This window comes from Streptomyces sp. NPDC056061 (genome assembly GCF_042266885.1).
Taxonomy (GTDB): domain Bacteria; phylum Actinomycetota; class Actinomycetes; order Streptomycetales; family Streptomycetaceae; genus Streptomyces.
Window position 1 is genome coordinate 158,900 of the sequence record NZ_JBHJWQ010000010.1, and the last position, 25,131, is coordinate 184,030.

Here is a 25,131-nt window from a genome sequence, read left to right on the forward strand (position 1 = left end):
GTGTCGGTTTATCGTGGTGTTTGCTATCCGGGCCAACACACTTTTGACCACCGCCCGCCCCGCGGGTGGTTCCCCCGCCCGCCCGGGGGGCGGCGCGGCCCCGAGCACTCGGGGCCGCGCCGACGGGACGCCCGCAGCGCCGGACGGGACGGCAGGTGCGAGAAGCCGGACGCCGGCCGGCGGGCGACCGTCGCGGGCAGCCGTCATTCCATCGGGTAGATGTCCCCGCTCGCCATACCGCTGACCTGTTCGCTCTCCGCCTCGATCCTGCGGGCCTTGTCCTTCAGCCGCTGACGTTCCCTGGGATCGGTGGTGCGCTCGGCCGCCTCCTGGAGGTCCTTCGCCTTGGCGCGCATCTCCCTCACCCGACCACGGTACGCATCCGACTCGCTCATGATCACTCCTCGGGCCTGTGGGTGGAGCCGCCTCCGTCGCGGAACTGGGTTTCCCGGGGCACCGCACTCCGGACGACCACCCGCCGCCGCTCCGGTCGGAACGGGGGCGGGGCGGTCGTCGGCCCCGCGTCCCGGGCGGTCGGCGTCGCCCACACCCGGATTCCCCCTCCCAGCGTAATGACCCGGGGAGCGACAGGGGGCGGATCGGTGAGCGGTGTCATGCGGCATCGCATCCACGGCCGCCCGGGCGGCGGCACCCGGGCCTCCGGCCCCGCCCGTGCCGGAGGCCCCACGCCGGCCGCGTCGCCGCGCACCGGTCCGCCGGGGAGCGGTGATCACCCCCGGCACCGGCGCCACCGGCACCGCGGTCCTCGGGTGCCGGCCCGGCGAACACCCGCGCTCAGGAATCCGAGCCCGATCCCCAGCATCCAGGAATCCTTGGCCATCGGGATGCCGTTCTGCGTGGGCCGCAGACTGCGGGGCTCCCGCATTCCCGGTACCCGCAGGTAGAGGCCGAGCAGGCCACCGGAGAACCCCGTGAGCGCCAGTCCGGCCAGTGGGGTCGGCACGAAGGGGGCGAGCAGGGCCCCACCGACCGCAATCTCCGAGCAGGCGAGCATCCGGGTGAACCGGCGGGGTTCGATCCCCTTCAGGAACGGGTACGCGATGCAGGCCATCTCGTGCACGCCGCGCGCGGTCTCCTCGTCCGCCTTCAGCTTGCCCAGACCGGAGTTCAGGATGAACGCGCCGGTCGCGAGCCGTGGGGCCACGTCGCGCAGTTCGCATGTCGTTGTCATCGGAGCCTCCGTCGAGTCTGATGCCCGGGCCCCTCGTCGAGCTTAGCCAGAAGGGGCAGGTGCCGCTTCACGGAGAGTCCGGACGGACGCACGGCACGCTCGTCCGAGCCGCCCGCGCGAACGAAGTCGGACACGAAACGGCCGATGTTCGACTTCTGTTGTTCATGGAGCAACCTCCGGCGCCCGACCGCCGTCTTGATCCACAACAAGGCGGTTCGCCGCCGGTGACACCCTGTCCGACCCCCACGAGCGCCCGGCTGCGACCACCAGGCAACTATGCATGGAATGTATACATGGCATGTATAGCCGACCTGTCGCTGGACTGCCCGGCCGCGCGAAAGGCTTCCATGCACAGCAAGGCACTGGCGCCCGAGTACCAGGGCGCCCTCACCAAGATGTCGGTGAACTCCTCACTCACGGACGTACTGGCGGAAGGTGTACGGCACTTGAGAGAGGCAGAGCTCTCCGGATCGCCGCAGGAAGTGGCTCGGTGCGGACTCGCGGTCGCCGAGGCGCACCGCCGGCTCGGCAATGTCGAGGATGCCGACCGGGCGTGGAAGGCCAGTTACCGGTCCGCCCGTTCGGTGGACGACGAGGGGGCGATGGCATGGGCGCTGTGGAGCGGCGGGACGCTCGCCCGGCAGCGCGGTCGACTCAGGCTCGCCTTCCGCCTGTTGGAGCTCGCGGCCGACATGGGCAAGCGCGGCGGGGACGTCGTCGCCCGCGGGTACTCCCTCGCGGGCCTCGCGGAGACCGGCCGAATACAGGGCGACTACCGGACCGTCGCCGTGCTGCACGAGCAATTGCTGGCCGAGGCACGCGCCCGCGGCGAGGCGCGCCACACCGTGTGGGCCCTGGAGGGCATCGCCCAGATCCACCGCAACACCGGATCGCTCGACAGCGCACTGGCCATGTTCGAGGAAGCGGCCGAGCTCGCCGGGAACGCGGACGACCGGCGGGGCCGGGCGTGGGCCCTGCGCGGCATGGCCGACATCATCTCCCTGCGGGACGACCCGGAACGCGCCCTCGCCCTGCTCTCGGAGGCCGAACTCACCTGCCGCGAGATGAAGTTGTCCAGCGCGCTGGCGTACAACCACAAGATGCGCGCCAATGTGCTCTTCCGCGCCCACCGGTACGAGGAGGCCCGCCGGGGCTACGAGGAGGCGCTCGCCGAGTTCCGCGCCATGACGGAGCCCCGGGGCGAGGCCCTGGCCCGGCTCGGCCTGGTCAAGTCGCTCGCCCGGCTCGGCCGCGACCGGGACGAGACGGCCGCCGATCTCGACGAACTGCGCCACACCCTGGACCGGATCGGCCTGCTCAACGCCCGCGAGATGGTGGAGAAGGCGTACGCCGAACTCGGCGTGGCACCGGTCGGCACAGCAGCGGACGAGCGGAGCGGGCGACGATGACACCCCCGTCCGTGACCCGACGGTCCACCGCACCGCAGGTGCTCGCCCGCTGCCGCGACCTGGTCCGCCCGGCGCTCGTGCGGGCCGTGCAGCAACTCCACCCGTGGCATGCGGAGATGTCCGCCTTCTCGCTCGGCTGGTGCGCGGCGGACGGCAGTCCCGTCCAGGGCTCGCAGGGCAAGGGGGTCCGTCAGGCGCTGACCCTGCTCGCGGCCGAGGCCGCGGGCGCGCCCGCCGAGGACGCCGTGGTCGGCGCGGTCGCCGTCGAACTGATCCACGTCTTCTCGCTCCTCCACGACGACATCATGGACGGCGACGAGACCCGCAGGCAGCGCGCCACCGTCTGGAAGGCGTACGGCACCGGCCCGGCGATTCTGGCGGGGGACGCGCTGTTCGCACTGGCCGTGCGGACCCTCGCCGACGCGCCGGGCGCGCACAGCGCCGAGGCGGTGCGGCATCTCGGCGCGGCGCTGACCGACCTGGTGCACGGCCAGGCAGAGGACCTGCTGTTCGAGAAACGGCCGTGGACCGGCCCGGAGGCCGTGCGTCCGCACGAGTACCGATGGATGGCCGAGCACAAGACCGGCGCGCTGCTCGGTTGCGCCGCGGGGCTGGGCGGCGTGCTCGCCGGTGCCCCGCCCGCGACCGTCGACGCCCTCACCGACGCCGGACGCCATCTCGGCGTCGCCTTCCAGGCCGTGGACGACGTCCTCGGGATCTGGGGCGATCCGGAGCTCACGGGCAAGCCCGTCCACAGTGACCTGCGCCGGCTGAAGAAGACGTACCCGGTGCTGGCGGCCCTGGCCGCGGACGGTCCCGCCGCCGGGCGGCTGGCCGCACTGCTCGGCACCGGCGTCCCGCTCGACGACGGCGCGGCACGGCGCGCCGCCGATCTCGTCGAGGAGGCCGGCGGGCGGGCCGCGACCCTGGCCGAGGCCCACCGGCAGCTGGACAGCGCCCGCCGCAGTCTGGAAGGCGTTCCGCTGGCCCCCGCCGCGCTCGACGAGATCCTGGCGCTGCTGCCGTTCCTCGTCGACCGCACGGGGTGAATCCGGCACTCAGCACCGTTCGCGCCACCGCTTCGCGGCCCGTCACCCGAACGTCGAGGGCGGGCCCGGGCCGGTCGGAGCGCAGCCGGGCCGGCCGCTCGGCGACGGCGGGGGTCGGCGCGGAGTGCCGGTTCCGGACGGCCCGGGCCACGTCGGCCCTTGCCGCGTCGAGGCGGCGCAGCAGTGGCGACGCGTGTTCCATCAGCCGTTCCCCGGCTGCCGTCGGGCCGACCGGGCGGCGCTCCACGAGGCGGGCACCGAGATCGTTCTCCAGGGTCGCGATGTGCTGCGACACGGCGGACCGGGTGAAGCCGAGGACCCGGGCGGCGGCCGAGATGCCGTCGGTCGCCCGGAGGGGTCCGCCGGGCGCGGGCCGTACGGGCCTACCAGTAGTACCGGCGGCCGCCCACCGCGTGCCCCGCGGCGCCCAGGACCCAGAGGACCAGGCCGATCACCATCAGCGCGATGCCGATGGTCCACAGAATGGAGATGCCCGTCACCAGGCCGAGGATGAGGAGAATGACACCAAGGATGATCATGGATTCCTCCCATCACGCGTCTCGCTCCAGTATGCGGCCGCCCCTGCCGGGTGGCGCGGAACGCGCGGCGGGACGGTGAGCGGCCTCCCACCGCAGGTTCCCGCCGGGGCCGGCGTCACGGGATTCGGCCGTGTCCGGAATCCGCCCGTAGGGTGACTTCCCGCGCATGTCGCCGCAGGAGCTCCGCACGAGCGGGCCCGTGCTGGTACCAGCGGGGAATGCCCAGGCCATCGCATCCGCAGCCCGACCGCACGGACCCCGGAGTGCCGCCCGAGGGACAACGGGCGCGGGTTCGTGCCGTGCCGCGCCGGACACCGCGCGGCACGCGCCGACGCCCGCCGCGGAACCGGGGTGCGTACCGAGCCCGGTCCGCCGCCCGGCACGGCTCCGGCGTGAATCCCACGCTGCGGACGGCCGCCGCCTACGCCTGGCGCGTCCTGGTCGTGGGAGCCGTCGTGTACGCGCTCTTCTCGGTGCTGGGAAGGTTCCACGAGGTGGCGGCGGCCGTCTTCCTCGGTCTTGTCGGCACGGCGATGCTGCGCCCCGTCGCCGATCTCCTCGCCCGGCTGGTGCCGCGGCCGTTCGCCGTCGCCGCCGCGCTGGTCGGCAGCATCGTGCTGGTGCTCGGCGTCCTGAGTCTCGTCGGCGAAACGGTCGCCGGGCAACGTGCCGGGCTGGGGCGGGAGTTCGGGGACGGCATCGACAGGATCAAGCAGTGGCTGGAGACGTCGCCGTTCCGCCTGGATCCGCACACGCTCGACGATCTCCAGTCCCGCATCGGCGAGTTCCTCTCCAGCCACCGCGCCGCGCTCATCAGTACGGCGGTCAGCGGGGCCGGCCGGCTCGTCGAGGTGGTGACGGTCCTCGCTCTCGCCCTGTTCTGCGCGGTCTTCTTCATCCACTCGGGGGACCGGCACTGGGGCTGGTTCTGCGCGCAGCTTCCCGAGGCGGCCCGGGGCCGGGTGGAGGTGGCGGGTCGTGCGGCGTGGCGGACGTTCACCGGGTACACCCACGGCATCGTCCTGGTGGCGGCGACGAACGCCGTACTCGTCGGGCTGGCCCTGTTCGCACTCGGCGTCCCGCTGGTGCTTCCGCTGGCCCTGCTGGAGTTCCTCGCCGCGTTCGTTCCGCTGATCGGCTCACCGATCGCGCTCGCGATCGCCGCCGTGGTGGCCCTTGCTGCGAAGGGCCCCGTCGTGGCGGGCGTCGTCATCGCGCTGATCGTGGTGATCGGCCAGATCGAGGGCCACCTCCTCCACCCCCTCGTGATGAGCTGGGCGGTCCGGCTGCATCCCGTCGTGGTCGCGGTGGCGGTGATCGCCGGCGCCATCGCGGCGGGGGTGCTGGGTGCCGTGGTGGCGGTGCCCCTCGTGTCCGTCCTCTGGTCGGCCCATCAGGCCCTGCGCCGGGCACACGCTCCCGCGCGGGTGAAGGGGTGACCGACGACGACGCGGGAGGCGGAGTCGCAGGGCCTGTGGAGCCCACCCTCTCGTGCTCCCCAGGTCGTTAGACTCGGCGGATGGCGAAGTACTTCGACGTACACCCCGAAAACCCGCAGGCCCGCACCATCCGTACCGTGGCCGACAGCATCCGGTCGGGGGCGCTCGTCGCGTACCCGACGGACTCCTGCTACGCGCTGGGATGCCGAATCGGAAGTCGGGACGGCATCGACCGCATCCGCTCGATCCGGAACCTCGACGACCGTCACCATTTCACCCTGGTGTGCCAGAACTTCGCCCAGTTGGGCCAGTTCGTGCACATCGACAACGACGTGTTCCGTGCGATCAAGGCGGCGACACCCGGCAGCTACACCTTCATCCTCCCGGCGACGAAGGAGGTGCCGCGTCAACTGCTGCATCCCAAGAAGAAGACGGTCGGCGTCCGGATCCCCGACCACGTGGTCACCCAGGCGCTGCTCACCGAACTCGGTGAGCCGCTGCTCTCCAGCACGCTGCTCCTGCCCGACGAGGACGAGCCGCTGACGCAGGGCTGGGAGATCAAGGAACGGCTCGACCACGTGGTGGACATCGTGGTCGACTCGGGAGAGTGCGGTACCGAGCCGACGACGGTCGTCGACTTCTCGGGCGGCGAGGCCGACGTCGTCCGTCGAGGGGCCGGCGACATCACTCGCTTCGCGTAGCAACCCCCGCTTCCGCGGCGGGCGCCGGTGGCGCGGGATCGACCGACGACCGCCCGGCGGCCCGGCACCGGCGCGGCGGCGCGCCCGTTGCGGCGCGGACCGCTTCGCCGGTGCGACCCGGTCGCCGCTCTCCGTGACCGGGCGGGTCAGACGGGGCGCGGGAGCCGGTCCGACTGCTCCCAGAGCGCACCCAGATGCGCATGAAGAATGCCCTGCGCCTCCTTCGGGGTGAGTCGGCCGATGAGGACATGCGTGGTGAGGCCGTCCGCGAGGGCGAGCAGGGTACGGGCCTCCCGGCGCGGATCGATGACCGTGCCCCGGTCCGCTTCGTCGGCCGCCTCCGCCACCAGACGGACGACCGCCTCCTCCAGCTCCGCGTAGTTCGCCCTCAGCGTCCGGGCGAGCGGCTCGCCGACGGCGGCCTGCGCGACGAAGGCCAGCCATACCCTGGCCTCGGCACGGTGCTCGTCCCGCAGCAGCGAGATCTCGGTGGCCGCATGGCCGACGGCGGTACGGGCCGACTGGGCCGGGCTCCGGACGAGGCGGGCCCGCACACGCTCGTTGACGCGCTCGCCGATGTGTCCGAGGGCGAAGACGAGCATCTCCTGCTTGGTGCGGAAGCACCGCTGGACCGCCCCCATCGACACCTCCGCGGCGGCGGCGACGTCGCGCAGGGTCGCGCCCTCCAGTCCGCGTTCGTCGACGAGCCGGCAGACGGCCTCGGCGATGCGACGGCGGCGGTCCGCGTGATCCACCTGTCTCGGCATTCGGGTCGGCCCCCCTGGTTCCACGGCGCTCCTGTGCGCAGCGCACTCCGTTCCGTCCTCGTCGCACTGTATCCGCCGCACCGCAAAATTCGATGCACCTGCATCGCTTCCCGGCTACCGTTCCGATACGCATGCATCGGAACGCTCCCGGAGAGGACATGAACAGGTGCAAAGCCCCTTGTGGAGGATGACGGCCGCCGCGCAGGCCGAGGCCGTGCGCAGTGCACGGGTCTCGGCCGTCGAACTCGTCGACAGCCATCTGGAACGCATCGCCGAGGTCAACCCGCACGTGAACGCGGTCACGCAGCTCCTTGCCGAGCGCGCACGGGACGCCGCGGCCCGGACGGACCGCCGACGGGCGGCCGGCGAAACCCTCGGGCCGCTCGCGGGCGTGCCGTTCACGGTGAAGGAGAGCACCCCCGTGGAAGGCGTGCCGACGACGTTCGGCACCGCGCGCTTCCGCGATCTCGTCGCGTCGGCCGACGCGCCCCCGGTGGCCCGGCTGCGCGCGGCCGGGGCCATCCCCCTCGGACACAGCAATATGCCCACGCTGATCCTGGCGGGCATGCACACCCGCAGCGAACTGTTCGGCGACACGGTCAACCCGTGGAATCCCGCCCGGACCCCGGGCGGCACCAGTGGCGGCGACGGGGTGGCCGTCGCCACGGGCATGGCCCCGCTCGGCCTCGGCAACGACTCCGGTGGATCGGTGCGCATCCCCGCCCAGTTCTGCGGCGTGGCGGGGCTGAAGCCGACGAGCGGGCGCTTCGCCTCGGACCACCGCGTCATCGGCCCGGACGACCCGGGGCCCGCGTCGCAGATGCTGGTCACCGACGGGCCGTTGGCACGGAGCGTCGCCGACCTCCGGCTGGCGTACGAGGTACTGGCGGGGGCCGATCCGCGGGACCCGCGGGCCGTGCCGGTGCCCGTGTACGGACCGCCCGTGCCCGGACCCGTCGAGGTCGCGGTGGTCGCGGACCCGGGCGGGCACGGCGTCCATCCCACGGTGCGCAGTGCCGTCGAGGCCGCGGCGGAAGCGCTGCTCGACGCCGGGTACGCGGTACGGGAGGTGCGGGACGTGCCGCGGCTGGACGAGGCGCTCGACGCGTACGGCCGGATCACGGTGACGGAGTTCGCCGCGAACTGGCCCGCCGTGCGACAACTGCTCGGGGCCGGCGGGGACCGCTACATCGCCATGTCGATGGCCCGGACACCGCCCGCGAACGCGGACGAGTTCATGAAGCTCATGGGAACCTGGCTCAACATCCGCCGCTCGTGGGCCGAATTCCTGGACACCTACCCGCTGCTGCTCGGCCCGGTGTTCACCGAACCGCCGGTCGAACCGCGGCTGGAGTCGCGCGACGAGGCAGGACGGGACCGGGTCGCCTCGGCCATGCGCCTGTGCACCGTCACCAGCTTCGTGGGTGTGCCCGGCGTGGCCGTCCCGACCGCGGTGGTCGACGGGTTGCCTACCGGGGTCCAGATCGTCGGCCGGGCGTTCCGTGAGGATCTGTGCCTGGCCGCCGCCCAGGCGGTCGAGGACCGGGTCGGGGTGTTCGCGCCGATCGATCCGCGCGGGCACCGCTGAGGGCCGGGCGGCGTCGGCCCGCCATGGGACCGTCCGCCGCCCGCCCCGCCCCGCCCCGGGTTCCCGCCCCGCCCCGGGTCGGGAACCCGGGGCGGGAGCCGTCTACCGGGCCGGAAGGGACTCGTTCACCGCCTGCCGCGCGGCCGAGACGAAGGCGAGCTTCGCCTCGACGACGTCGTCCGGCGCCTCGTGACGGCGCAGGCGGTCGGCGAGGACCTGGGCCGCGGAGGCGACCTCGGCCGGCCCCTCCAGGAGAACCGTGCCCAGCGCACGTTCCAGGAGGCCCTCGTCTCCCCCGCCGCCCGCTCCGGACCGTTCGGCCAGGATCCTGGTCTCCGCTGCTTCGAGGAACCGCACGTACGTCTGGCGCCGGAGGTCGAGCACGCGCACGGCCGCCTGTTCCCGAAGCGTCATCCGAACCGTTTCCAGCAGTGCGTCCGCCTGCCGCTCGCCCGCCCGTCGTGCCGCCTCGGCCTGCCGGAGACCCGCACTGCGGGTGTACCAGCCGGTGGCGATGCTGCCCACGATCGCGGCCCCCGCGGCGATCAGCGCGATTCCCAGCTCACTCATTCCGCCATCCTCCGGCCGGACGGCCGCCCGCGCACCGCACTTGCCGAATGTGCGATGCGGATCACCGGGCCTCGGCCGGAACCGGCGCGCGGTACCATCGCCGCATGGCGCCCGGCGAAGCGGAGGATCCTCCCGGCCTGCGGGAACGCCGGATTCCAGCAACCCTCCCGGCTAGGACGGATGCTTGTGGGCGACGGGCGACGCACCGTACTGTTGGCCGCGCGTTCGGCGGTGGCCCTGTACCGGCTCCTGGACACACTCCCGGTCTTCTCCGGTGACGACCGCATCACACGCCTCTTCACCCTGGTTCCCGGATCCGACTTCGGCGTCGACGCGCTGTCCGTGATCGATGCCGTCGGCGGCCGGACCGTGCCGTGGGACGAAGCGTGCCGGCAGCGCCACGATCTGGTTCTCGCGGCGAGCCCGAAGGGCGAACTGAGCCTGCTCCGGGGCGCGCATGTGCTGCTCCCGCACGGGGCCGGGTTCAACAAGTCGATTCCGGGCGAGGGCTCGGCCGACTCCGCCTCCGGGCTGGATCCCCAGTACCTGCTGTCGGCCCACGGCGACGCACCCGCCGCCCTGCACGCGCTGGCCCACCGCACCCAGATCGCCCGGCTCGCCGCCACCAGCCCGCGCGCCGCCGCACGCGCCAAGGTCGTCGGGGATCCCACGCTGGAACGCGTCCTCGCCTCGCTGCCGCTGCGCGACCGCTACCGCACGGCGCTGGGCACCGGACCGCGCACGCTGCTCGTCCTCGCCTCGACGTGGGGGCCGGAGTCCCTGCTGCGGCAGCGCCCCGGGCTCCCCCTGGAGCTGTCGACCCAACTCCCCCACGACGAGTACCAGTTGGCGCTGATCGTGCATCCCAACGAACGGAGTCTGCTCGGCAGTCACGAACTGGCCGAGCGTCTGGCACCGGCCCTCGACGCCGGCCTGGTGCTCGCGGGCCCGTACGAGGAGTGGGCGGCCGTCCTGGTCGCCGCCGACGCCCTGGTCACCGACCACGGCTCCACGGCCCTGTACTACGCCGCGGCCGGGGACCGACCGGTCGTGAGCGTCCATCACGACGGTGTCGAGTTGATCCCCGGCAGCCCGATGGACGCCCTGCTGCGCCGGGTTCCACAGCTCGGCCCCGCGGCGGCGGTGCGGGAGGCGCTCGCCGCGTACCCGCCCGGCAGCGGCCCCGCCGCCGCCCGGGCGGCGTTCGACGAACGCGGCGAGGCCCTGAGCCGGCTGCGCACCGAGGTGTACGCCCTCCTCGGTCTCACACCGCCCTCGTTCGACGCCCCGCCGCGGGTGCTGCCCTCCCCCGCCGCCCCCGCCCGTCGGCCCGTGGCATTCGACGTGCACGCCGAGGTCTCCGGCTCCTGGGTCCGCATCGACCGGCGCCCCGCCGGACTCGGCCCGCCCGGCCATCACCTGGCGGTGGAACACGGTGCCGCCCGCGAACAGCTCTCCCGTTCGGCCGGTCTGCTGTACTGCCGGGTGCTCTCCCCGGTACCCGTCGGGCCGGCCGCCGGGTGGACCGCGTCCGGGTGGATCCGGCACGCCCTGTCCGCGTACCCGGGTTGCCGTACGGCCGCGGCCGTACTGCTCTCGGGGCTGTCCGTACTGGGGGCACGCGGCGACGCGCGCACCCACGCCGTGCTGGTCGAGCCCCGGGAGGAGGGCGGCCGCGTCATGCGTGCCGACCCCGCCGCCGCGCTGTCCGCCGTCCACGCCTGGCTCTCCGGCCGCCGCGCCCTGCCCGAGGGCGAGGTCCGGCTGGCCTGCCGCATCGGCGACCGGTCCTTTTCCGTGCTGGTCCGGCCGGCCACGGACGAGGAGGCCGGACAGACGATCGGGCCCGCGGCGTAGAAACCGCTGTCGGCCTCCGCGCGGCACCGGGCCGCACGACGGATGCCGCACGGCCCGTGAGCAGTCCGGTGGGACGGCCTACCGCCGGTCCTCCGGATCGGGCGGGAGCAGGCCGTTGCGCCGTCGGATGTCCCGCGCGGCGGCCCGGTGCTCCTCGGCCTCCGCGCCCAGCCCCTCGTCCCCGGCCATCTCGGCGAAGGCGTCGTGAATCCGCACCTGGTCGAAGGCGGAGCCACGTCGGCGCGCCCCCTCCAAGGACTGCCGGTACAGGCCACGGGCCTCGTCCGTGCGGCCGAGTCGCCGCAGCACCCCGCCGAGCACGAACCCGGTGCGCGCGCTCATCCTCGCCCGGTGGTCCGCCACGGCCGCCGCATGCGCCTCGGACAGCAGACGCCGCGCCGCGGCCAGATCACCGAGCTCGGCGTGCGCCTCTCCGAGCCGGTACGTCTGCACCAGGACGCCGTACGGGTTGGGGATCGTGAGGTGCATGTCGCGGGAGCGGGCGAAGTCGACGGCCGCTGCGTTCCAGTCACCGCGTGCGGAGTTGAGCATGCCGCGGAACTCGATGGCCGAGGCGTGGAGCTTCCTGTCCCGCTCCGATTCCCCCAGCAGCTCGACGGCCGACAGCGCGCCGTCGAGTTCGCGCCCTGCCTCGTCCAGCCGTCCCGCCTCCCACAGCGGGCGCGCGAGCTGGCATCGCATCCGCACGATCGACGCCAGGTTGCCGGACCGGATCGCGGAGGCCACACCGAGCCGGAAGACCTCGGTCGCGTCGGACTGGTGCGGGTGGTCCAGCGCGTGGGTCCACACCGGTTCGCACAGCGCCACGGCCTCGGCGTCCAGACCTCGCGCATGGGCCCGGCGCACGCACGCGTACAGCGCGTGCCGTTCCGCGTGCAGCCAGCGGGAGGCCCGCGTGGTCCGCGCGGCACGCACCGCGAGGTCGTCGGTGGCCCGCGGGTCCTCCAGGGGAACGTCCGGGGCGCCGGGAACGGGATCGAGGAGTTCCGCAACGACCAGGCGCCGGCCTGCGGTGTACCGGTCGGCGAGCTGGGCCTGCCGCACGTACCAGCGCAGCAGGCGCGTCCGCGCGTCGGCCGACTCCCCTCGCGCATCGTGCGCGCGGGCGCGGCGCCCGGCATGTGCGTGCAGCGGCCCCAGGAGCCGCATCCGGCCGTCCTCCTCCTGCCACGTCGCGGAGAGTTGCAGCAGCCCCGCCCGGTGCAGCTCCTCCAGCGCGTCCTGGCCGGCCTCGGGCCCCTGCCCGAGCAGCGCGGTGGCGGACTCCTGGGTGAAGGTCGGGCCGGGGTGGTCCGGCAGCAGCCGGTAGAGCGCCGCCGCCGGAGCGGAGAGGCCGCGGTAGGCCGCGTCCCAGACGCGTTCCACCCCGGACGACACGCCCTTCTCGTCGAGTTGGGACCGGAGGTCCGCGATCAGGCGCGGGAGCGGCCGCACCCGGTGGGCGCGCACCCATCGTCCCGCGACGTGCAGGGCCGCGGGCAGGCCGTGGCACATCTGCACCATGGTCCGGGCCGCCGCCGGATCGGCGGCCAGCCGCGGGTCGCGGACGACGAGCTCCAGGAGTTCCGTCGCCACGGGGTCCGCCAACGGCGGCAGCGCCATGTCGACGGCGGCGCCGTCCTCCAGGTCGTACAGCGGACCGTGACTCGCGACGATCACCAGGCTGTCGCCCGACGCCGGGAGCAGCGGAACGACCTCCGAGGCGTAGCGCGCGTTGTCGACGACGACGATCAGCCGACGCGCCGACGTCACGTTCCAGTACTGCCGGCACCGTGCGCCGAACTGGCGTTCCAGCAGGTCCGGTGCCACGTCCAGTGACACCAGCAGTCGGGCCAGCACCTCGCCGGGATCGAGTTCGCCGCCCGCCCGGAAGTCGTCGAGGTCGACGGTCCGCACGCCGTCCGGAAACCTGTCGCACAGGGTGCGGGCGATGAGGAAGGCCAGTTCGGTCTTCCCCAGGCCACCCGGCCCGCTCAACGACAGCACCAGGGGCCGGGACCGGCCCTGCCACTCCTCCACCGCGCGCACAGCGCGCCGCCTCTCCTCGTCGCGGTTGACGAAGTGCACTGGCTCCGGCGGCAGTTCGACCCTCATACAGGCTCCGATCCGATGTCGTCACCCGACATTACCCCGATCCGCCCATGAGGATCCGTCACCCGGAGAGCGGGCACGGCGACCTGCTCAGCGCTCGTCCTCGGTGCGCCGGACGGGGGTCGCGGCGGGCATCGGGAAGAGGGCGGCCCAGCGCGACTCCGCCTCGCGCCGCTCCTCGCGGCGCCGCAGCCACGCCCGGCCCGCCAGGGTGAGGGTGGCGGCGAGCCCTGCGGACCCCACCCCCGCCACCACGTGACCGGCGACCGGTGCCAGCAGCAGGAGCATCGTGGCGGCGGCGGACACCCACCCGGTCAGCACGGCGGCCGCGGCGGGCCGGCGGGAGCCGGGGCGGTCCTGGGACGCACGCAGGTCGATGCACGCGGGCAGGTACCAGACGTGCCCCGATACGCAGATCGCGGCGACGCCGAGGGCCAGGACACCATGGGACATCGGGCAGCTCTCCTTCTCGGTGACGGGGGGGCACGGACCGGTCGTCGACGGGGTCAGTGCTGCGGTGCGGCGTGGTCCAGCGCGGCGATCTCCGGATGGTGAAGATCGAAGGCCGGGGACTCGCTGCGGATGCGCGGCAGCGAGGCGAAGTTGTGCCGGGGAGGCGGACAGGACGTCACCCATTCCAGGGAGCGGCCGTAGCCCCAGGGGTCGTCGGCGGTGACCCGCTTGCCGTACTGGGAGGTCTTCCAGACGTTGTAGAAGAACGGCAGGAAGGACAGTCCGAGCAGGAACGAGCCGATGGTGGAGAGGGTGTTGAGGGTGGTGAACCCGTCGGCGGCCAGGTAGTCGGCGTAGCGCCGGGGCATGCCCTGGGCCCCCAGCCAGTGCTGGACGAGGAAGGTGAGGTGGAAGCCGACCGTGAGCACCCAGAAGGTGATCTTCCCGAGGCGTTCGTCCAGCATCTTGCCGGTGAACTTCGGCCACCAGAAGTGGAACCCGGCGAACATCGCGTAGACGACGGTGCCGAAGAGCGTGTAGTGGAAGTGGGCGACCACGAAGTAGGAGTCGGAGACGTGGAAGTCGAGCGGCGGCGCGGCCAGGATGACGCCGGTCAGTCCGCCGAAGACGAAGGTGACGAGGAATCCGGTGGCCCACAGCATCGGGGTCTCGAAGGAGAGCGACCCCTTCCACATCGTGCCGATCCAGTTGAAGAACTTCACCCCGGTGGGCACGGCGATCAGGAAGGTCATGAACGCGAAGAACGGCAGCAGCACACCGCCGGTGACGTACATGTGGTGGGCCCAGACGGTGACGGACAGTCCGGCGATCGCGATCGTGGCGGCGACCAGGCCGATGTAGCCGAACATGGGCTTCCGGGAGAAGACCGGGACGATCTCCGAGACGATGCCGAAGAACGGCAGTGCCAGCACATAGACCTCCGGGTGCCCGAAGAACCAGAACAGGTGCTGCCACAGCAGGGCGCCCCCGTTGGCGGGGTCGAAGATGTGCGAGCCGAACTTGCGGTCCATCTCCAGGGCGAACAGGGCCGCGGCGAGGACCGGGAAGACGAGCAGGATGAGGACGGCGGTCAGCAGCACGTTCCAGGTGAAGATCGACATCCGGAACATGGTCATGCCCGGTGCCCGCATGCAGATGATGGTGGTGATGAAGTTCACCGCGCCGAGGATGGAGCCGAACCCGGAGAGCGCGACGCCCATGATCCACATGTCGGCGCCGATGCCCGGCGAGTGCGTGGCATCGGACAGCGGGGCGTAGGCGAACCATCCGAAGTCGGCGGCGCCCTGCGGCGTGAGGAAGCCGGCCGCCGCGATCAACGAGCCGAAGAGGAACAGCCAGAAGGCGAGCATGTTCAGCCGAGGGAACGCCACGTCGGGCGCGCCGATCTGAAGCGGCATCAGCCAGTTCGCGAATCCCGTGAACAGCGGCATGGCGAACAGCAGCAGCATCACCGAGCCGTGCATGGTGAACGCCTGGTTGAACTGCTCGTTGGAGATGATCTGCGTTCCCGGGCGGGCGAGTTCGGCCCGCATCACCAGAGCCATCACGCCGCCGATCAGGAAGAAGGCGAACGAGGTGACGAGATAGAGGGTGCCGATCTGCTTGTGGTCGGTCGTGGTGAGCCACGAGACGACCCGGCCGCGTGCGGGGCCGGTACCGGGGAGGGCCGCGTGGGCGTTCCCGGTGCCGGGGCGGTCTGCGCCCGGTGTGGGCTCGGGCGTGGGCCCGGGGGGCTTGGGGCCCTGTGCGGGGATGGCCTCGCTGCCCTGCGATTCCGTTGCTTCCACCGGACTGTTTCCTCCAGTTGTTGCGGTGCACCGAGCGGGCTCCCGGCCGCGCGGGGCGGGCCGGAGCGGTCGGGAAGGTCCGGCGTCTCACGGGGGACGGTCCGGCCGGACCTTCCCGGCGCCGCACCATGGTGGTCCCGGGCCGGGACTCGCCCCAGGGGCCGACGGTCACCTTCCGCGAGGGCCGACCGGCCCTGCCGCGGCCCCCGCCCGGGGCCGGTGGTCCCCGCGCCGCGCCCCGCGCCAACCGCGCACCGCCGAGCCGCGGCGTCACGGGCTGCCGTAGGCTGACAGGTCGTGTACCGGTTCCAGCCCCGCGGTGATCCGGTGAGCAGATCCCGGCGTACGGCACACGCGTACGGCGCACGGCCCCAGAGAACGGCACCCGATGGCAGAGTCAGCACCTTCCGCTCCCCCCTCCCCGGACTCCGCCGTGCCCGTGCCCGGCCCGCGGTCGGCCTCGTGCCCGGGTCGTACCGCGTGGCCGCAGCCGAGTCGGCCGGACCGGATGCGCGGTCTGCTGGACGCCGTGATGAGCCTGGGGCGCGGCCTGGAACTGCCCGAGGTGCTGCGCGGCATCGTCGAGGCGGCGGTGAAGCTGACCGACGCGGAGTACGGGGCGCTCGGCATCGTCGGCGACGGGCAGAAGCTGCTGGAGTTCCTGCCGGTGGGACTGTCGCAGGAGGTCGCCGCCCGGATCGGGCAGTCGCCGTGCGGGCGCGGCATCCTCGGCGAGCTGATACACCATCCGAAACCGCTGCGGCTCACCGATCTGGGCAGTCATCCGCGCAGCTTCGGCTTTCCGCCGCACCACCCTCCGATGCGCACGTTCCTCGGGGTGCCGGTCCGGGTGCGGGACGAGGTGTTCGGCAACCTGTACCTCACCGAGAAGCGGGGCGGAGCGGGGTTCGACGACGACGACGAGGCCGTGCTCACCACCCTGTCGATCGCCGCCGGGGTCGCCATCGACAACGCCAGGATGTACGACGAGAGCCGCCGCAGGGAACGGCGTCTGGAGGCATTGGGCGAGATCACCCGCTCCCTGCTCTCCGGTGCGGACGCCGACGAGGTGCTCCATCTGATCGCCGAACGGGCAATGGAGGTGGCGGGTGCGGACCGTGCGGCGATCCTGCTGCCCCCGAGCCGGCCGGGGACGGCGGCTCAGGCGCAGGCGCCGGGGATGTCGGAGCCCGAGGTGCCGGGGGCCGAGGAACGCCTCACCGTCACCGTCGCCCACGGCAGGGACTGCGACCGTGTGACGGGGTTGTCCGTACCGGCGTCGGGGTCGCTGGCCGGTCTCGCCGCGCGTACCGGAACACCGGCGCACTGCGCCGACGTCCGCACGGATCCGCGGGCGCATCCGTTCGGGGACGGCGCCGAGGACGGTCTGGGCCCGGTCGTCGCGGTGCCGTTGCGGGTCGGCACCGGGGCGATGGGGGCGCTGCGCCTGGGACGCCCGGCGGGCCGTCCGCCGTTCGACGACACCGAGGTGGCGCTCGTGTCCGGCTTCGCCGACCAGGCGGCGATCGCGTTGGAACTGGCCCGGGGGCGGGCCGAGTCCGAAGAACTCGTCGTGATGCACGACCGGGACCGGATCGCCCGCGATCTGCACGACCTGGCGATCCAGCGGCTGTTCGCCACCGGAATGACGCTCCAGAGCACCACCCGGGCCATCGCGGACCGGCCGGGCGCGGCGGAGCGGGTCAGCCGGGCGGTGGACGACCTGGACACCACGATCCGGATCATCCGGTCCACCATCTTCGATCTGCGCACGGCGGACAGTGCGGGCCGCAGCGGACTGCGGCACCGGATGGCGGAGACCGCGCGGACCGCGGCACGCGCCCTCGGCTTCCGGCCCTCGGTGCGGATCGACGGTCCGGTGGACACCACCGTCCCGGACGAACTCGCCGAGCACGTGGTGGCGGTCGCCGCCGAGGCGGTGTCCAACGCCTCGCGCCACGCCGGTGCGAGCCGCATCGACATCGTGCTGTCGGCGGAGGACGCGGTGACGCTGACGGTCACGGACGACGGCATCGGCATTCCGGACGACCGAGCCGTCGCCGGTGCGCACGCAGCGGCCGATGACGGCGCGCGGCGGGCTCGGGGCGGCGGGCTCGCCAATATGCGGACCCGGGCGGAGCTGTGCGGCGGCACTCTGACGGTGGAGCGGCCTGCGGACGGCGGCACCCGGGTCGTCTGGCGCGCCCCGCTCCACGGCTGACGCGCGGACGGAGGCCGGCCGCGGCGGCGGCCCCCGGAGCCGACGCCGGTCCCGGAGCGGGCGCCCGTCCGGGGTGGGACGCGTGCCGTGGGGCCGGTGTCAGTTCCGCCCCGGAGCGTTCCCCTCGCGGTCCTTGATCCGGCCGACGAGCATCGCGGCCTGGATCCGGCGGCCGACTCCCAGCTTCGCCAGGATCGAGGAGATGCGGTTCTTGACGGTCTTCTCGGCCAGGAAGAGGCGTTCGGCGATCTCGCGGTTGGTGAGGCCCTCGCCGATGAGGTCCAGGATCTGACGCTCCCTGGCCGTGAGCCGGTCCAGTTCCGAGAGCTCCGGCTCCTCGGCGGGAGCCGGCTCGGGCCCTCTGAGCCGTGCCATGACCCGAGCGGTCGTCCGCGGGTCCAGCATCGACGTGCCGGCCGCGACCGTGCGTACGGCGGCGATCAGGTCGGCTCCGTTGATCTGCTTCAGCACGTAACCGGCCGCGCCCGCCATGATGGCGTCGAACAACGCCTCGTCGTCGTCGAAGGACGTCAGCATCAGGCAGGCCAGTTCGGGCATCAGGGCACGCAGCTCCCGGCACACCTCGATACCGGCGTGGTCGCCCCGGGGGTCGTCGCCGAGCCGTACGTCCAGGACGGCCACCTGGGGTCTGGTCGCGGGCACCCGGGCCAGTGCCTCCCGGGCGTCCGACGCCTCCCCGACCACCTCGATGCCGTCCTCCGCCTCAAGCAGGTCGCGCACACCGCGTCGTACGACCTCGTGGTCGTCGAGGATGAAGACGCGCACGGGGTCGGTCGGCCGCGGCGGGGTCGTGTGCGGCGGGGTCTTCACTGGATCGTTCACACCATGCTCGATCGGCTCGGGGAAAAGGTGGGCGATCCCCAGTATGTGCGTCCGTCCGCCGACCCGTCCGGCGGGGTTTCGAAGCAGGGAAAACAGCAGATGAACAGGGCCGAAAGTCCCTGTGACCAGGGCCGGTCGGCGAAGTGTCGGCGGTGCCATACTGACGCGGCCGAGATCGTTTCGGGTACCACCGATGTCCCCCCGTCCCGGCCCCCACCCCTCCCACCGCGCCATTTCGAGGAGAAACCCGTCCATGAACACCCCGAGCGAGGACTACCACGCACTGCTCGCCCGGCACGACGCGATGCGGCTGAGACGACGCATCCTGTCACCGGCCGGCGCGGAGAGCGAGCCGTCGTGCGCCCAACCGCCTCGGACGTACGACGGCACGGCGGACCAGCGGCTGATCGGCGACTGTCTGCCGCTGGTCGGCCCGCTGGACGGGCTGATCGCCGAGCTCTACCGGGCCCTGTTCGAGCGGCACCCGTATCTGAGGTCCTTGTTCCCCGAGTCGATGGCCTTCCAGCAGGCGCACCTCGCCGAGATCTTCCGTTACCTGATCGGCAATCTGCACCGGACGGAAGAGATGATCGGCACCCTCACCCAGTTGGGCCGCGACCACCGCAAACTCGGCGTGCGCCCCGCGCACTTCGAGGCATTCGAGGCGGCGTTGATCGAGGCGCTGCGGCTGCGGGCGGGCTCCCGGTGGACCGACGAGCTGGAGGACGCCTGGCTGCGAATGCTGCGCCTTGCCGTCTCGGCGATGGTCAGGGGCGCGGACGAGGCGATCGCCGAACCTTCGAGCTGGGACGCGACGGTGACCTCGCACGAGCTCCGCTCGCCGGATCTCGCGGTGCTGACGGTGCGCCCCCATCAGCCCTACCCCTTCACGGCCGGACAGTACGCGTCCGTGGAGTCGCCGATGCTGGAGCAGGCGTGGCGCCCGTACTACCTGGCCCGTGCGCCGCATCCGGACGGGGAGCTGGAGTTCCACGTGCACGCCCGCGGCGCCGGCGGGGTGAGCGATGCGCTGGTGCACCGCACCCGGGAGGGTGACACCGTACGCATCGGCGCACCGCGCGGCGAACTGTCGCTGCCGCGTCACACCCCGTCCGCCGATGTGCTGTTGATCTCCTCGGGCACGGGCTGGGCCGCTATGAAGGCACTGCTCCAGCAGATCGACGCCGAACGGTCGCGGGCCCACCGGGTGCGGCTGCTGCTGGACGGCGGGCCGGGCGGGGGCATGTACGACGCGGCGTACCTGGAGACGTTCCGGCGCGGACGTCACTGGCTGACCGTGCTCCCCACCGGACCCTTCACGGACCAGGGACTCCGCAACCTGTGCGGCGGGGCGGCGCGGGGCAGCGGGGAGACGTCCCGGCAGCACGTCTTCCTGGCCCTGGCCCCCGAGGTGTCCTCGTCGGACCCGACGGGGGCCGTGGCGGCCCGGCTCGCCGCCGCCGGTGTCCCGGCCGACCGTGTCCATCACGACAGCACCGGCGTCGTGATGGGCGGGGGTGCGGTCGGCGGGGCGGCCGGATGCCCCGCGGCGGTGACGATCGGGGAACCGGTCACAGGAATGACACCCAGTACGACCAGAACCGGGTTGCTATCAGCATGACGATGACCAGGCACCAGGTCACCGGCGGCACCAGCGGGAACTCCAGTACGGCGGCGACCAGCGCCCGGGGTGCGGGCAGCACCCCGTGGCGCAGGTTGTGCACGGTGGTGTGGCAGAACATGAAGACGGTCGTCACCCACACGAGAACGCACCACAGGCAGAGCGCGCCGATCTCGTAGAGCGCCTGCGTCATCAGCCACATGCAGAAGCCGGCGCCGAGGAGGGTGCCCAGGTTCAGGCCCAGCCAGTAACAGCGCCGGTAGCGGGCACCGGCGAGAAGACCGGCTCCGATCCCCATCACCACCCCGAAGCCGATCAGCCCCAGCAACGGGTTCGCGAAGCCGAACACCGAAGCCTGTTCGCTGCGCATCACGTCCGTGCAGGACAGCACCGGGCTCAGGGTGCAGGCGGGGACGAAGCCGGGGTCGGCGAGCAGTTCGAACTTGTCGACGGTGATCATGAAGGAGCCCAGCAGCCCGAGAGCGGCGGTCACGATCAGCAACCACCCGAATCCGGGCCGGGCGCCGATGTGTTCATGGGCTCCGCCCGTGCGCGGCGTGCCGTCGTCCGCGCCTGGCGGGGCCTCGTCCGCCCCGTCGGCCCGCCGGTCGTCCGTCGTCGTCCCGACGCCCCCGTCGTACGGGGTCCGGGAGGGCGGGGCCGCCGTCCGCGGCCCCTGGGCCGACGTCCTCATGCCCTCCTCCACTCGCAGCCCGTCGGCCAGACGACATCCACGTGGATCCCGCGCGCCCGGGCGAAGGCGACCAGGTGCGCGGTGGCGTCCCGGCCGTCCGACGGCGAGCCGTCCCACACGGCCAGTACGGACCGGGACGTCGCCACCACCCGTTCGTCGGCGCCGACACACGCGTTGCGGTCGGCCGGATCGAAGGCGAGCAGCCGTACGTGCTCGGCCAGAACCAGCAGTTCCCCTGCGGCACGCCGGTCCCGCTCCGGCAGCACGGCGGGCACCGCCCCCTGGGCCGGCAGCAGCACCGTCAGTTTCCGCCCGGCCGCCCGGACGGCACGCCCGAACGCCAGGGGCAGGCCCGCCCCGACCCGCACGAGGGCGGCAGCGCCCTCCGCCAGGCCGTCCAGCCGTGCTCTCAGTTCCGCTTCCACCAACTCCAGAGTCCTGCTGTCGAGATCCCTGTGTCCGACGACCGCGATCACCGCGTTCCCCTCCTGCGCACTTCCGCACCACCGATCCGATCGAACGCTCCGCACGCCGGGACTCGGCCCCGGTTGCCGACGTCGGGCCGGGCCGCGGCGTACGGGCCCCCGCAGTGAAACCATCGGGGGCGGCACACCGCTAGGGCCGTTCGGCCCTGGGCCGTTCGGCCCTGGCGGCGGGGAGCGGTACACGATGTACTCGTACCGCAGACGAGCAGATCAGGAGACGAGGCCCGCCCCATGAGCCACGCAGGTCGACAGTCATGAGCAACGCAGGCCGCAGGCCGCCCGGATCATCCGTGCCCGTGGCCCCGGGCAGAACCGTGCGCGGGCGGCAGGAGGGCGGCCGGGACCGCGGGCCGGACGCCGCCCGGCCGCGCCGCACCGTCGAGTTGACGGATGATCAGGCTCTGCGGCTGCTCGCCGGGACGTCGCTCGGGCGGATCGTCTTCACCCAGCACGCGCTGCCCGCGATCCGGCCGGTGAACCACGTGCTGGACCGTGGGCGGATCATCATCCGCACGCACCGGGACTCGGATCTGTTCGCCCAGGCCGGGCTGCACGGCGACCGGGGCGTCGTGGTCGCCTACCAGGCCGACGACATCGATCCACTGACCCATCTGGGCTGGAGCGTCGTCGCGACGGGCTACTGCCGGCCGGTGACCGACCCCGACGCGCTGATGCGCTATCAACGGCTGATCAGGCCCTGGTCGGACCAGGTGATGGAGTGCGCGGTGCACATCCGGCCGCATCTGGTCACCGGCATCCGACTTGACGAGACCGCGGCGAACGAGTGACCGGGAAGCCCGAGGTGCCCCGCTCGGGACGCACGGCTCCGGCCGTGCGAGGAGATGGCCCCGGTACGGACGCCCGGTGTTCTCACCGGGCGGATCGGGCGTGGACGGCGCCCGCGTGTCGTCCCGGTGCCGTGCGGGCCGCGGGACACCGCTCGCCCCGGCCGCCGCGACGGCGGCACGGAGCCGACGGCCGGGGCGGCCGGGCCGATTCCTCGGAGGCCCGGCCACGCACCGGTGCGAGGCTCCTCGTCACTACTTGCTGACGGCGAAGCGCATCAGGGCCTGTTCGTCCCCCTGCTTGATCTTCCCGGTCTCGTTGATCACCTCGAGCTTCCAACCCGTGCCGACCCGCATCGCCTTGGCCACGGCGCACCCGTTGTCGTTGGTGAGCAGGCTCGGCCAGATGTCGGCGACCTGCTGGCTGCTGCCGCCCGTCGCGTCATACACCTTGAAGCTGATGTTGCGCGCGTTCTGGAAGGCGCTGCGCTTCTTGTAGGCGGCGGCGACGAACACGATGGAGGTGATGTTGGACGGTATCCGCGCGAACTCGACGGTCACCGTCTCGTCGTCGCCGTCGCCCTTCCCCGTCTGGTTGTCCCCGCTGTGCACCAGCGAGCCGTTGCCCATCGGGTCCAGGGAGTCCAGCCCGGCCAGCCGGACCGGTTCCGCTCCCTGCATGGCGATGGCGATCAGGTCGAGGTCGGTGCCGACCTTCTGCCGGAGCTTGCCCAGCAGCCCTCCGCTGCTCCCCGCCGTCGGGTCCCAGGACACCCCGATGGACAGATGTGTCACCCCGTCCAGATCGGCCGGGCCGTCTTCCTTCTTCAGCGTGATCATGCGTGATCCCTCTTGGTGGTCAGACTGCTACCCCTGAAGTGTGCCTGGTGCCGTCGCCGCTCAGCCCACCCGGGTGGTTTTCGGCCATGCGTGTACGGTCCCGGAGACCGGCGGACCGTCAGTCCCCGTTGTCCGTCCCGGCCGCGACGAGACCGTGGTCGGCGAGCGGGCCGACGGTCAGCCCTGCGGCCCGGATGTCGTCCACAAGTTCCGGCAGCATGGTGAGCGCAGGGACCCAGCGCCCCGACGCCGACAGGTCCGCGTCGTGCAGGAGGAGCGTGCCACCGCCGCGCAGATCGCGGCGCACCGTCGTCAGCACGCCCTGGGGGGTGGCGTCCTCGTCCCAGTCCCGTCCCCAGGCGGACCACAGGACCGGCCGCAGTCCGCAGCGCCGGGCGGCGGCCCAGCGACCACCCGTCAGAATCCCGAACGGCGGCCGGTACCAGAGCGGTCGGACGCCCGCGACCGTGCGGACCGCCGCCGCGGCGCGGGAGACCTCGCGCGCGTCCCGGACCGCCGCGGGGAACCACGGCCGACTGTGCGTCCACCCGTGCACGGCGAGTTCGTGGCCGCGGCGGACCATGTCCCGGCCGAGCTCCGGATGGCGCAGCAGGCTCTCCCCCAGTACGAAGAACGTGGCACGTGCGGAGAGCCGGTCCAGCGCGTCGAGGAAGAACGGGGTGGAGCCGGGATCCGGCCCGTCGTCGAAGGTCAGGGCGATGTGACGGGGGTGGCCGAGCCCCGCCAGGGCGGGGAGGCAGGTCCGGCGCAGACCCGGCAGCCAGGTGGCGGCGGGCACGACATGGGCGGTCAGTGCCACCGCCGCCGCTGCCAGCGGTGCGCGGAGGACGGCGGGCAGCAGCTCGCGTCGGTCGTTCATCGGTTCTCGTCCCTCCGTCGGTACGACTGTCGGTCCCGGCCCCTCGGGCTCCGGTGCGATGCGGTTCCGGTCGGGTCCCGATGCCCCGCGACCGCCGGGGGACGCGGGAGGCCCGCGGCCCCGGCGGCCACCCGGCGGGGTTTGAGCACGGCCGGCGTCGGACGGGCTCCCGGCGCGACCGGTTCACCGCACAGCGTCGCCCCCGGCGCCACGCTCACCACGACGTCCCCCGGGGTGAGGACGGGCTGCGAGACGGCCGTCGGGCACCGGGGCCGTCGCCCGCCGGCTCGCCCCCGGCCCGGTCCATGGCGGCCCGTCGTTGCGGCACGGAGGCCGCGCCATTGGCGGGAGCGGCCGGCAGCGCCGGGGCCACGGCGAGGACGTCCACGTGGCGGCGGCTCAGCCGAAGCGGGCCGCGAGCCGGTGGTAGAGACCGGGTGCCACGGCACGCACGCATCCCGGCAGCCGCAGCCAGCCGGGGACGAACACCTCGTCGCGGCCCGCCACATAGGCGTCCCAGAGCGCGTCGGCGACCTTCTCCGGCGGCATCGGCCGGGGCCACGAACGGGCGTACGGCATACCACGCCGTTCGAAGAACGGGGTGTCCACGACGCCGGGGACCAGGTGGGTGACGCGCACACCGGTTCCGCGCAGTTCGTGGCGCAGTGCGGCGGCGAAGGTGGCGATCGCCGCCTTCGCCGCCGAGTAGACCGCTTCGCTGCGGACCCCGGTGGATCCCGCCACCGATCCGATCAGCATGACGTGTCCGCGTCCCGCGGCGAGCATCTGCGGGAGCAGGAGCCGCACCAGGTGGACGACGGAGACCAGGTCGACGGTGAGGACCCGGTCGGCGTCGGCGGCCGGCATGGCGTCGAAGGCTCCGGCCCAGCCGACCCCGGCCGCCGCGACCAGCAGGTCCACCCGACCGGCCGTACCGAGCGCCGCTTCGACGAGCCGCTCCGTACCGCCGAGCGACATCAGGTCCGCGTAGAGCGCCGTCGAGGACGTCGCCGCGGCGACGTCCTCCAGCCGCTCGCGGTCCCGGCCGGCGACCAGGAGCCGCCAGCCTCCCTCGGCCGCGATCCGGTGCGAGACCGCGGCTCCGATGCCCGAGGAGGCTCCCGTCACGAGGGCCACGTCGGCCCGGGTGACGCGGCCGTCCGGCACGTCGCCCTCCGGCACGCCCCGGTAGGCGGTCCCCGGACCAGATGACATGGCCTCTCCCCTGTGTCGGCGCGGTGCGGCTGTGTCGGCGCGGTGCGGCGCGATGCCCCCGCC

23 protein-coding genes are annotated in these 25,131 nt (G+C 73.1%); 9 read left to right on the top strand and 14 right to left on the bottom strand.

All coding sequences use genetic code 11. From position 1 onward, the window contains the following. Positions 1 to 203: 203 nt before the first annotated feature. Both ACFC79_RS17260 and ACFC79_RS17265 read right to left on the bottom strand, forming a co-directional pair. Positions 204 to 395 carry a DUF6381 family protein gene (locus ACFC79_RS17260; protein WP_376240891.1) on the bottom strand — a complete coding sequence of 64 codons (192 nt, stop codon included), beginning with the start codon at positions 393 to 395 and terminating at the stop codon, positions 204 to 206. Between the two features lie 335 nt (positions 396 to 730). Further along, entirely contained in the window at positions 731 to 1,192 is a 462-nt protein-coding gene (locus ACFC79_RS17265; RefSeq protein WP_376240893.1) for a hypothetical protein, read from the bottom strand. Positions 1,193 to 1,539: 347 nt separating this feature from the next. Between ACFC79_RS17265 and ACFC79_RS17270 the strand changes: the two genes are divergently transcribed. Together ACFC79_RS17270 and ACFC79_RS17275 are read left to right on the top strand one after the other, a co-directional pair. Beyond that, positions 1,540 to 2,601 (top strand): tetratricopeptide repeat protein, encoded by a 1,062-nt coding sequence (locus tag ACFC79_RS17270; RefSeq protein ID WP_376241020.1) that lies wholly within the window; start codon positions 1,540 to 1,542, stop codon positions 2,599 to 2,601. After that, positions 2,598 to 3,650, top strand: a complete 1,053-nt coding sequence (locus ACFC79_RS17275) for a polyprenyl synthetase family protein (protein WP_376240895.1) — start codon at positions 2,598 to 2,600, stop codon at positions 3,648 to 3,650. Before ACFC79_RS17270 ends, ACFC79_RS17275 begins: the two co-directional genes overlap by 4 nt. A 383-nt stretch (positions 3,651 to 4,033) precedes the next feature. Here ACFC79_RS17275 and ACFC79_RS17280 read toward each other — a convergent pair whose 3' ends face one another. Continuing rightward, a complete protein-coding gene (locus tag ACFC79_RS17280; protein WP_376240897.1) occupies positions 4,034 to 4,189 on the bottom strand; it encodes a DUF6131 family protein in 156 nt (51 codons plus the stop codon). 392 nt (positions 4,190 to 4,581) lie between these two features. Between ACFC79_RS17280 and ACFC79_RS17285 the strand changes: the two genes are divergently transcribed. Then, the gene (locus ACFC79_RS17285; RefSeq protein ID WP_376240898.1) at positions 4,582 to 5,628 is read left to right on the top strand and encodes an AI-2E family transporter; all 1,047 of its coding nucleotides are present in this window, start codon (positions 4,582 to 4,584) and stop codon (positions 5,626 to 5,628) included. An 80-nt stretch (positions 5,629 to 5,708) separates the two neighbouring features. Then, positions 5,709 to 6,329 carry an L-threonylcarbamoyladenylate synthase gene (locus ACFC79_RS17290; protein ID WP_376240899.1) on the top strand — a complete coding sequence of 207 codons (621 nt, stop codon included), beginning with the start codon at positions 5,709 to 5,711 and terminating at the stop codon, positions 6,327 to 6,329. A gap of 146 nt (positions 6,330 to 6,475) precedes the next feature. Here the strand turns inward: ACFC79_RS17290 and ACFC79_RS17295 are convergent, their stop codons facing one another. Then, the gene (locus ACFC79_RS17295; protein WP_376240901.1) at positions 6,476 to 7,096 is read right to left on the bottom strand and encodes a TetR/AcrR family transcriptional regulator; all 621 of its coding nucleotides are present in this window, start codon (positions 7,094 to 7,096) and stop codon (positions 6,476 to 6,478) included. Between the two features lie 166 nt (positions 7,097 to 7,262). Here ACFC79_RS17295 and ACFC79_RS17300 point away from each other — a divergent pair, with 166 nt between their 5' ends. Beyond that, a complete protein-coding gene (locus ACFC79_RS17300) occupies positions 7,263 to 8,684 on the top strand; it encodes an amidase (protein ID WP_376240903.1) in 1,422 nt (473 codons plus the stop codon). 102 nt (positions 8,685 to 8,786) lie between these two features. On the opposite strand, the gene ACFC79_RS17305 is transcribed toward ACFC79_RS17300, so the two are convergent. Beyond that, the gene (locus tag ACFC79_RS17305) at positions 8,787 to 9,254 is read right to left on the bottom strand and encodes a hypothetical protein (RefSeq protein ID WP_376240905.1); all 468 of its coding nucleotides are present in this window, start codon (positions 9,252 to 9,254) and stop codon (positions 8,787 to 8,789) included. A 186-nt stretch (positions 9,255 to 9,440) separates the two neighbouring features. On the opposite strand from ACFC79_RS17305, the gene ACFC79_RS17310 reads away from it, so the two are divergent. Then, positions 9,441 to 11,111, top strand: coding sequence for a translation initiation factor 2 (locus tag ACFC79_RS17310; RefSeq protein ID WP_376240907.1), 1,671 nt, complete (start codon positions 9,441 to 9,443; stop codon positions 11,109 to 11,111). A gap of 78 nt (positions 11,112 to 11,189) precedes the next feature. Here the strand turns inward: ACFC79_RS17310 and ACFC79_RS17315 are convergent, their stop codons facing one another. From ACFC79_RS17315 to ctaD, 3 genes are all read right to left on the bottom strand, one after another. Beyond that, the gene (locus ACFC79_RS17315; RefSeq protein ID WP_376240909.1) at positions 11,190 to 13,226 is read right to left on the bottom strand and encodes a tetratricopeptide repeat protein; all 2,037 of its coding nucleotides are present in this window, start codon (positions 13,224 to 13,226) and stop codon (positions 11,190 to 11,192) included. Positions 13,227 to 13,313: 87 nt separating this feature from the next. After that, entirely contained in the window at positions 13,314 to 13,676 is a 363-nt protein-coding gene (locus ACFC79_RS17320) for a hypothetical protein (protein WP_376240911.1), read from the bottom strand. Between the two features lie 53 nt (positions 13,677 to 13,729). Further along, positions 13,730 to 15,484: a cytochrome c oxidase subunit I gene (gene ctaD / locus ACFC79_RS17325; protein ID WP_376240913.1), complete on the bottom strand. Its 1,755-nt coding sequence runs from the start codon at positions 15,482 to 15,484 to the stop codon at positions 13,730 to 13,732. A 508-nt stretch (positions 15,485 to 15,992) separates the two neighbouring features. Here ctaD and ACFC79_RS17330 point away from each other — a divergent pair. Beyond that, entirely contained in the window at positions 15,993 to 17,705 is a 1,713-nt protein-coding gene (locus ACFC79_RS17330) for a GAF domain-containing protein (RefSeq protein WP_376240915.1), read from the top strand. A gap of 99 nt (positions 17,706 to 17,804) precedes the next feature. Here ACFC79_RS17330 and ACFC79_RS17335 read toward each other — a convergent pair whose 3' ends face one another. Further along, positions 17,805 to 18,548 carry a response regulator gene (locus ACFC79_RS17335; RefSeq protein ID WP_376240917.1) on the bottom strand — a complete coding sequence of 248 codons (744 nt, stop codon included), beginning with the start codon at positions 18,546 to 18,548 and terminating at the stop codon, positions 17,805 to 17,807. Between the two features lie 253 nt (positions 18,549 to 18,801). On the opposite strand from ACFC79_RS17335, the gene ACFC79_RS17340 reads away from it, so the two are divergent. Continuing rightward, a complete protein-coding gene (locus tag ACFC79_RS17340; RefSeq protein WP_376240919.1) occupies positions 18,802 to 20,169 on the top strand; it encodes a globin domain-containing protein in 1,368 nt (455 codons plus the stop codon). Here the strand turns inward: ACFC79_RS17340 and ACFC79_RS17345 are convergent. Beyond that, positions 20,120 to 20,863, bottom strand: coding sequence for a vitamin K epoxide reductase family protein (locus ACFC79_RS17345; RefSeq protein WP_376240921.1), 744 nt, complete (start codon positions 20,861 to 20,863; stop codon positions 20,120 to 20,122). The two genes, ACFC79_RS17340 and ACFC79_RS17345, sit on opposite strands and share 50 nt — an antisense overlap. After that, positions 20,860 to 21,339 (bottom strand): hypothetical protein, encoded by a 480-nt coding sequence (locus ACFC79_RS17350; RefSeq protein WP_376240922.1) that lies wholly within the window; start codon positions 21,337 to 21,339, stop codon positions 20,860 to 20,862. The genes ACFC79_RS17345 and ACFC79_RS17350 overlap by 4 nt, the downstream gene beginning before the upstream one ends. 263 nt (positions 21,340 to 21,602) lie before the next feature. Between ACFC79_RS17350 and ACFC79_RS17355 the strand changes: the two genes are divergently transcribed. Further along, positions 21,603 to 22,136, top strand: a complete 534-nt coding sequence (locus tag ACFC79_RS17355) for a pyridoxamine 5'-phosphate oxidase family protein (RefSeq protein WP_376240924.1) — start codon at positions 21,603 to 21,605, stop codon at positions 22,134 to 22,136. 252 nt (positions 22,137 to 22,388) lie between these two features. Here ACFC79_RS17355 and ACFC79_RS17360 read toward each other — a convergent pair whose 3' ends face one another. The 3 genes from ACFC79_RS17360 to ACFC79_RS17370 form a co-directional block, all read right to left on the bottom strand. Then, positions 22,389 to 22,973: a TerD family protein gene (locus tag ACFC79_RS17360; RefSeq protein WP_376240926.1), complete on the bottom strand. Its 585-nt coding sequence runs from the start codon at positions 22,971 to 22,973 to the stop codon at positions 22,389 to 22,391. A 118-nt stretch (positions 22,974 to 23,091) separates the two neighbouring features. Beyond that, the gene (locus tag ACFC79_RS17365) at positions 23,092 to 23,853 is read right to left on the bottom strand and encodes a polysaccharide deacetylase family protein (RefSeq protein WP_376240927.1); all 762 of its coding nucleotides are present in this window, start codon (positions 23,851 to 23,853) and stop codon (positions 23,092 to 23,094) included. A 399-nt stretch (positions 23,854 to 24,252) separates the two neighbouring features. Beyond that, on the bottom strand, positions 24,253 to 25,068 hold the full coding sequence (locus ACFC79_RS17370; protein ID WP_376240929.1) for an SDR family NAD(P)-dependent oxidoreductase: 816 nt from the start codon (positions 25,066 to 25,068) through the stop codon (positions 24,253 to 24,255). Between the last annotated feature and the right edge of the window lie 63 nt (positions 25,069 to 25,131).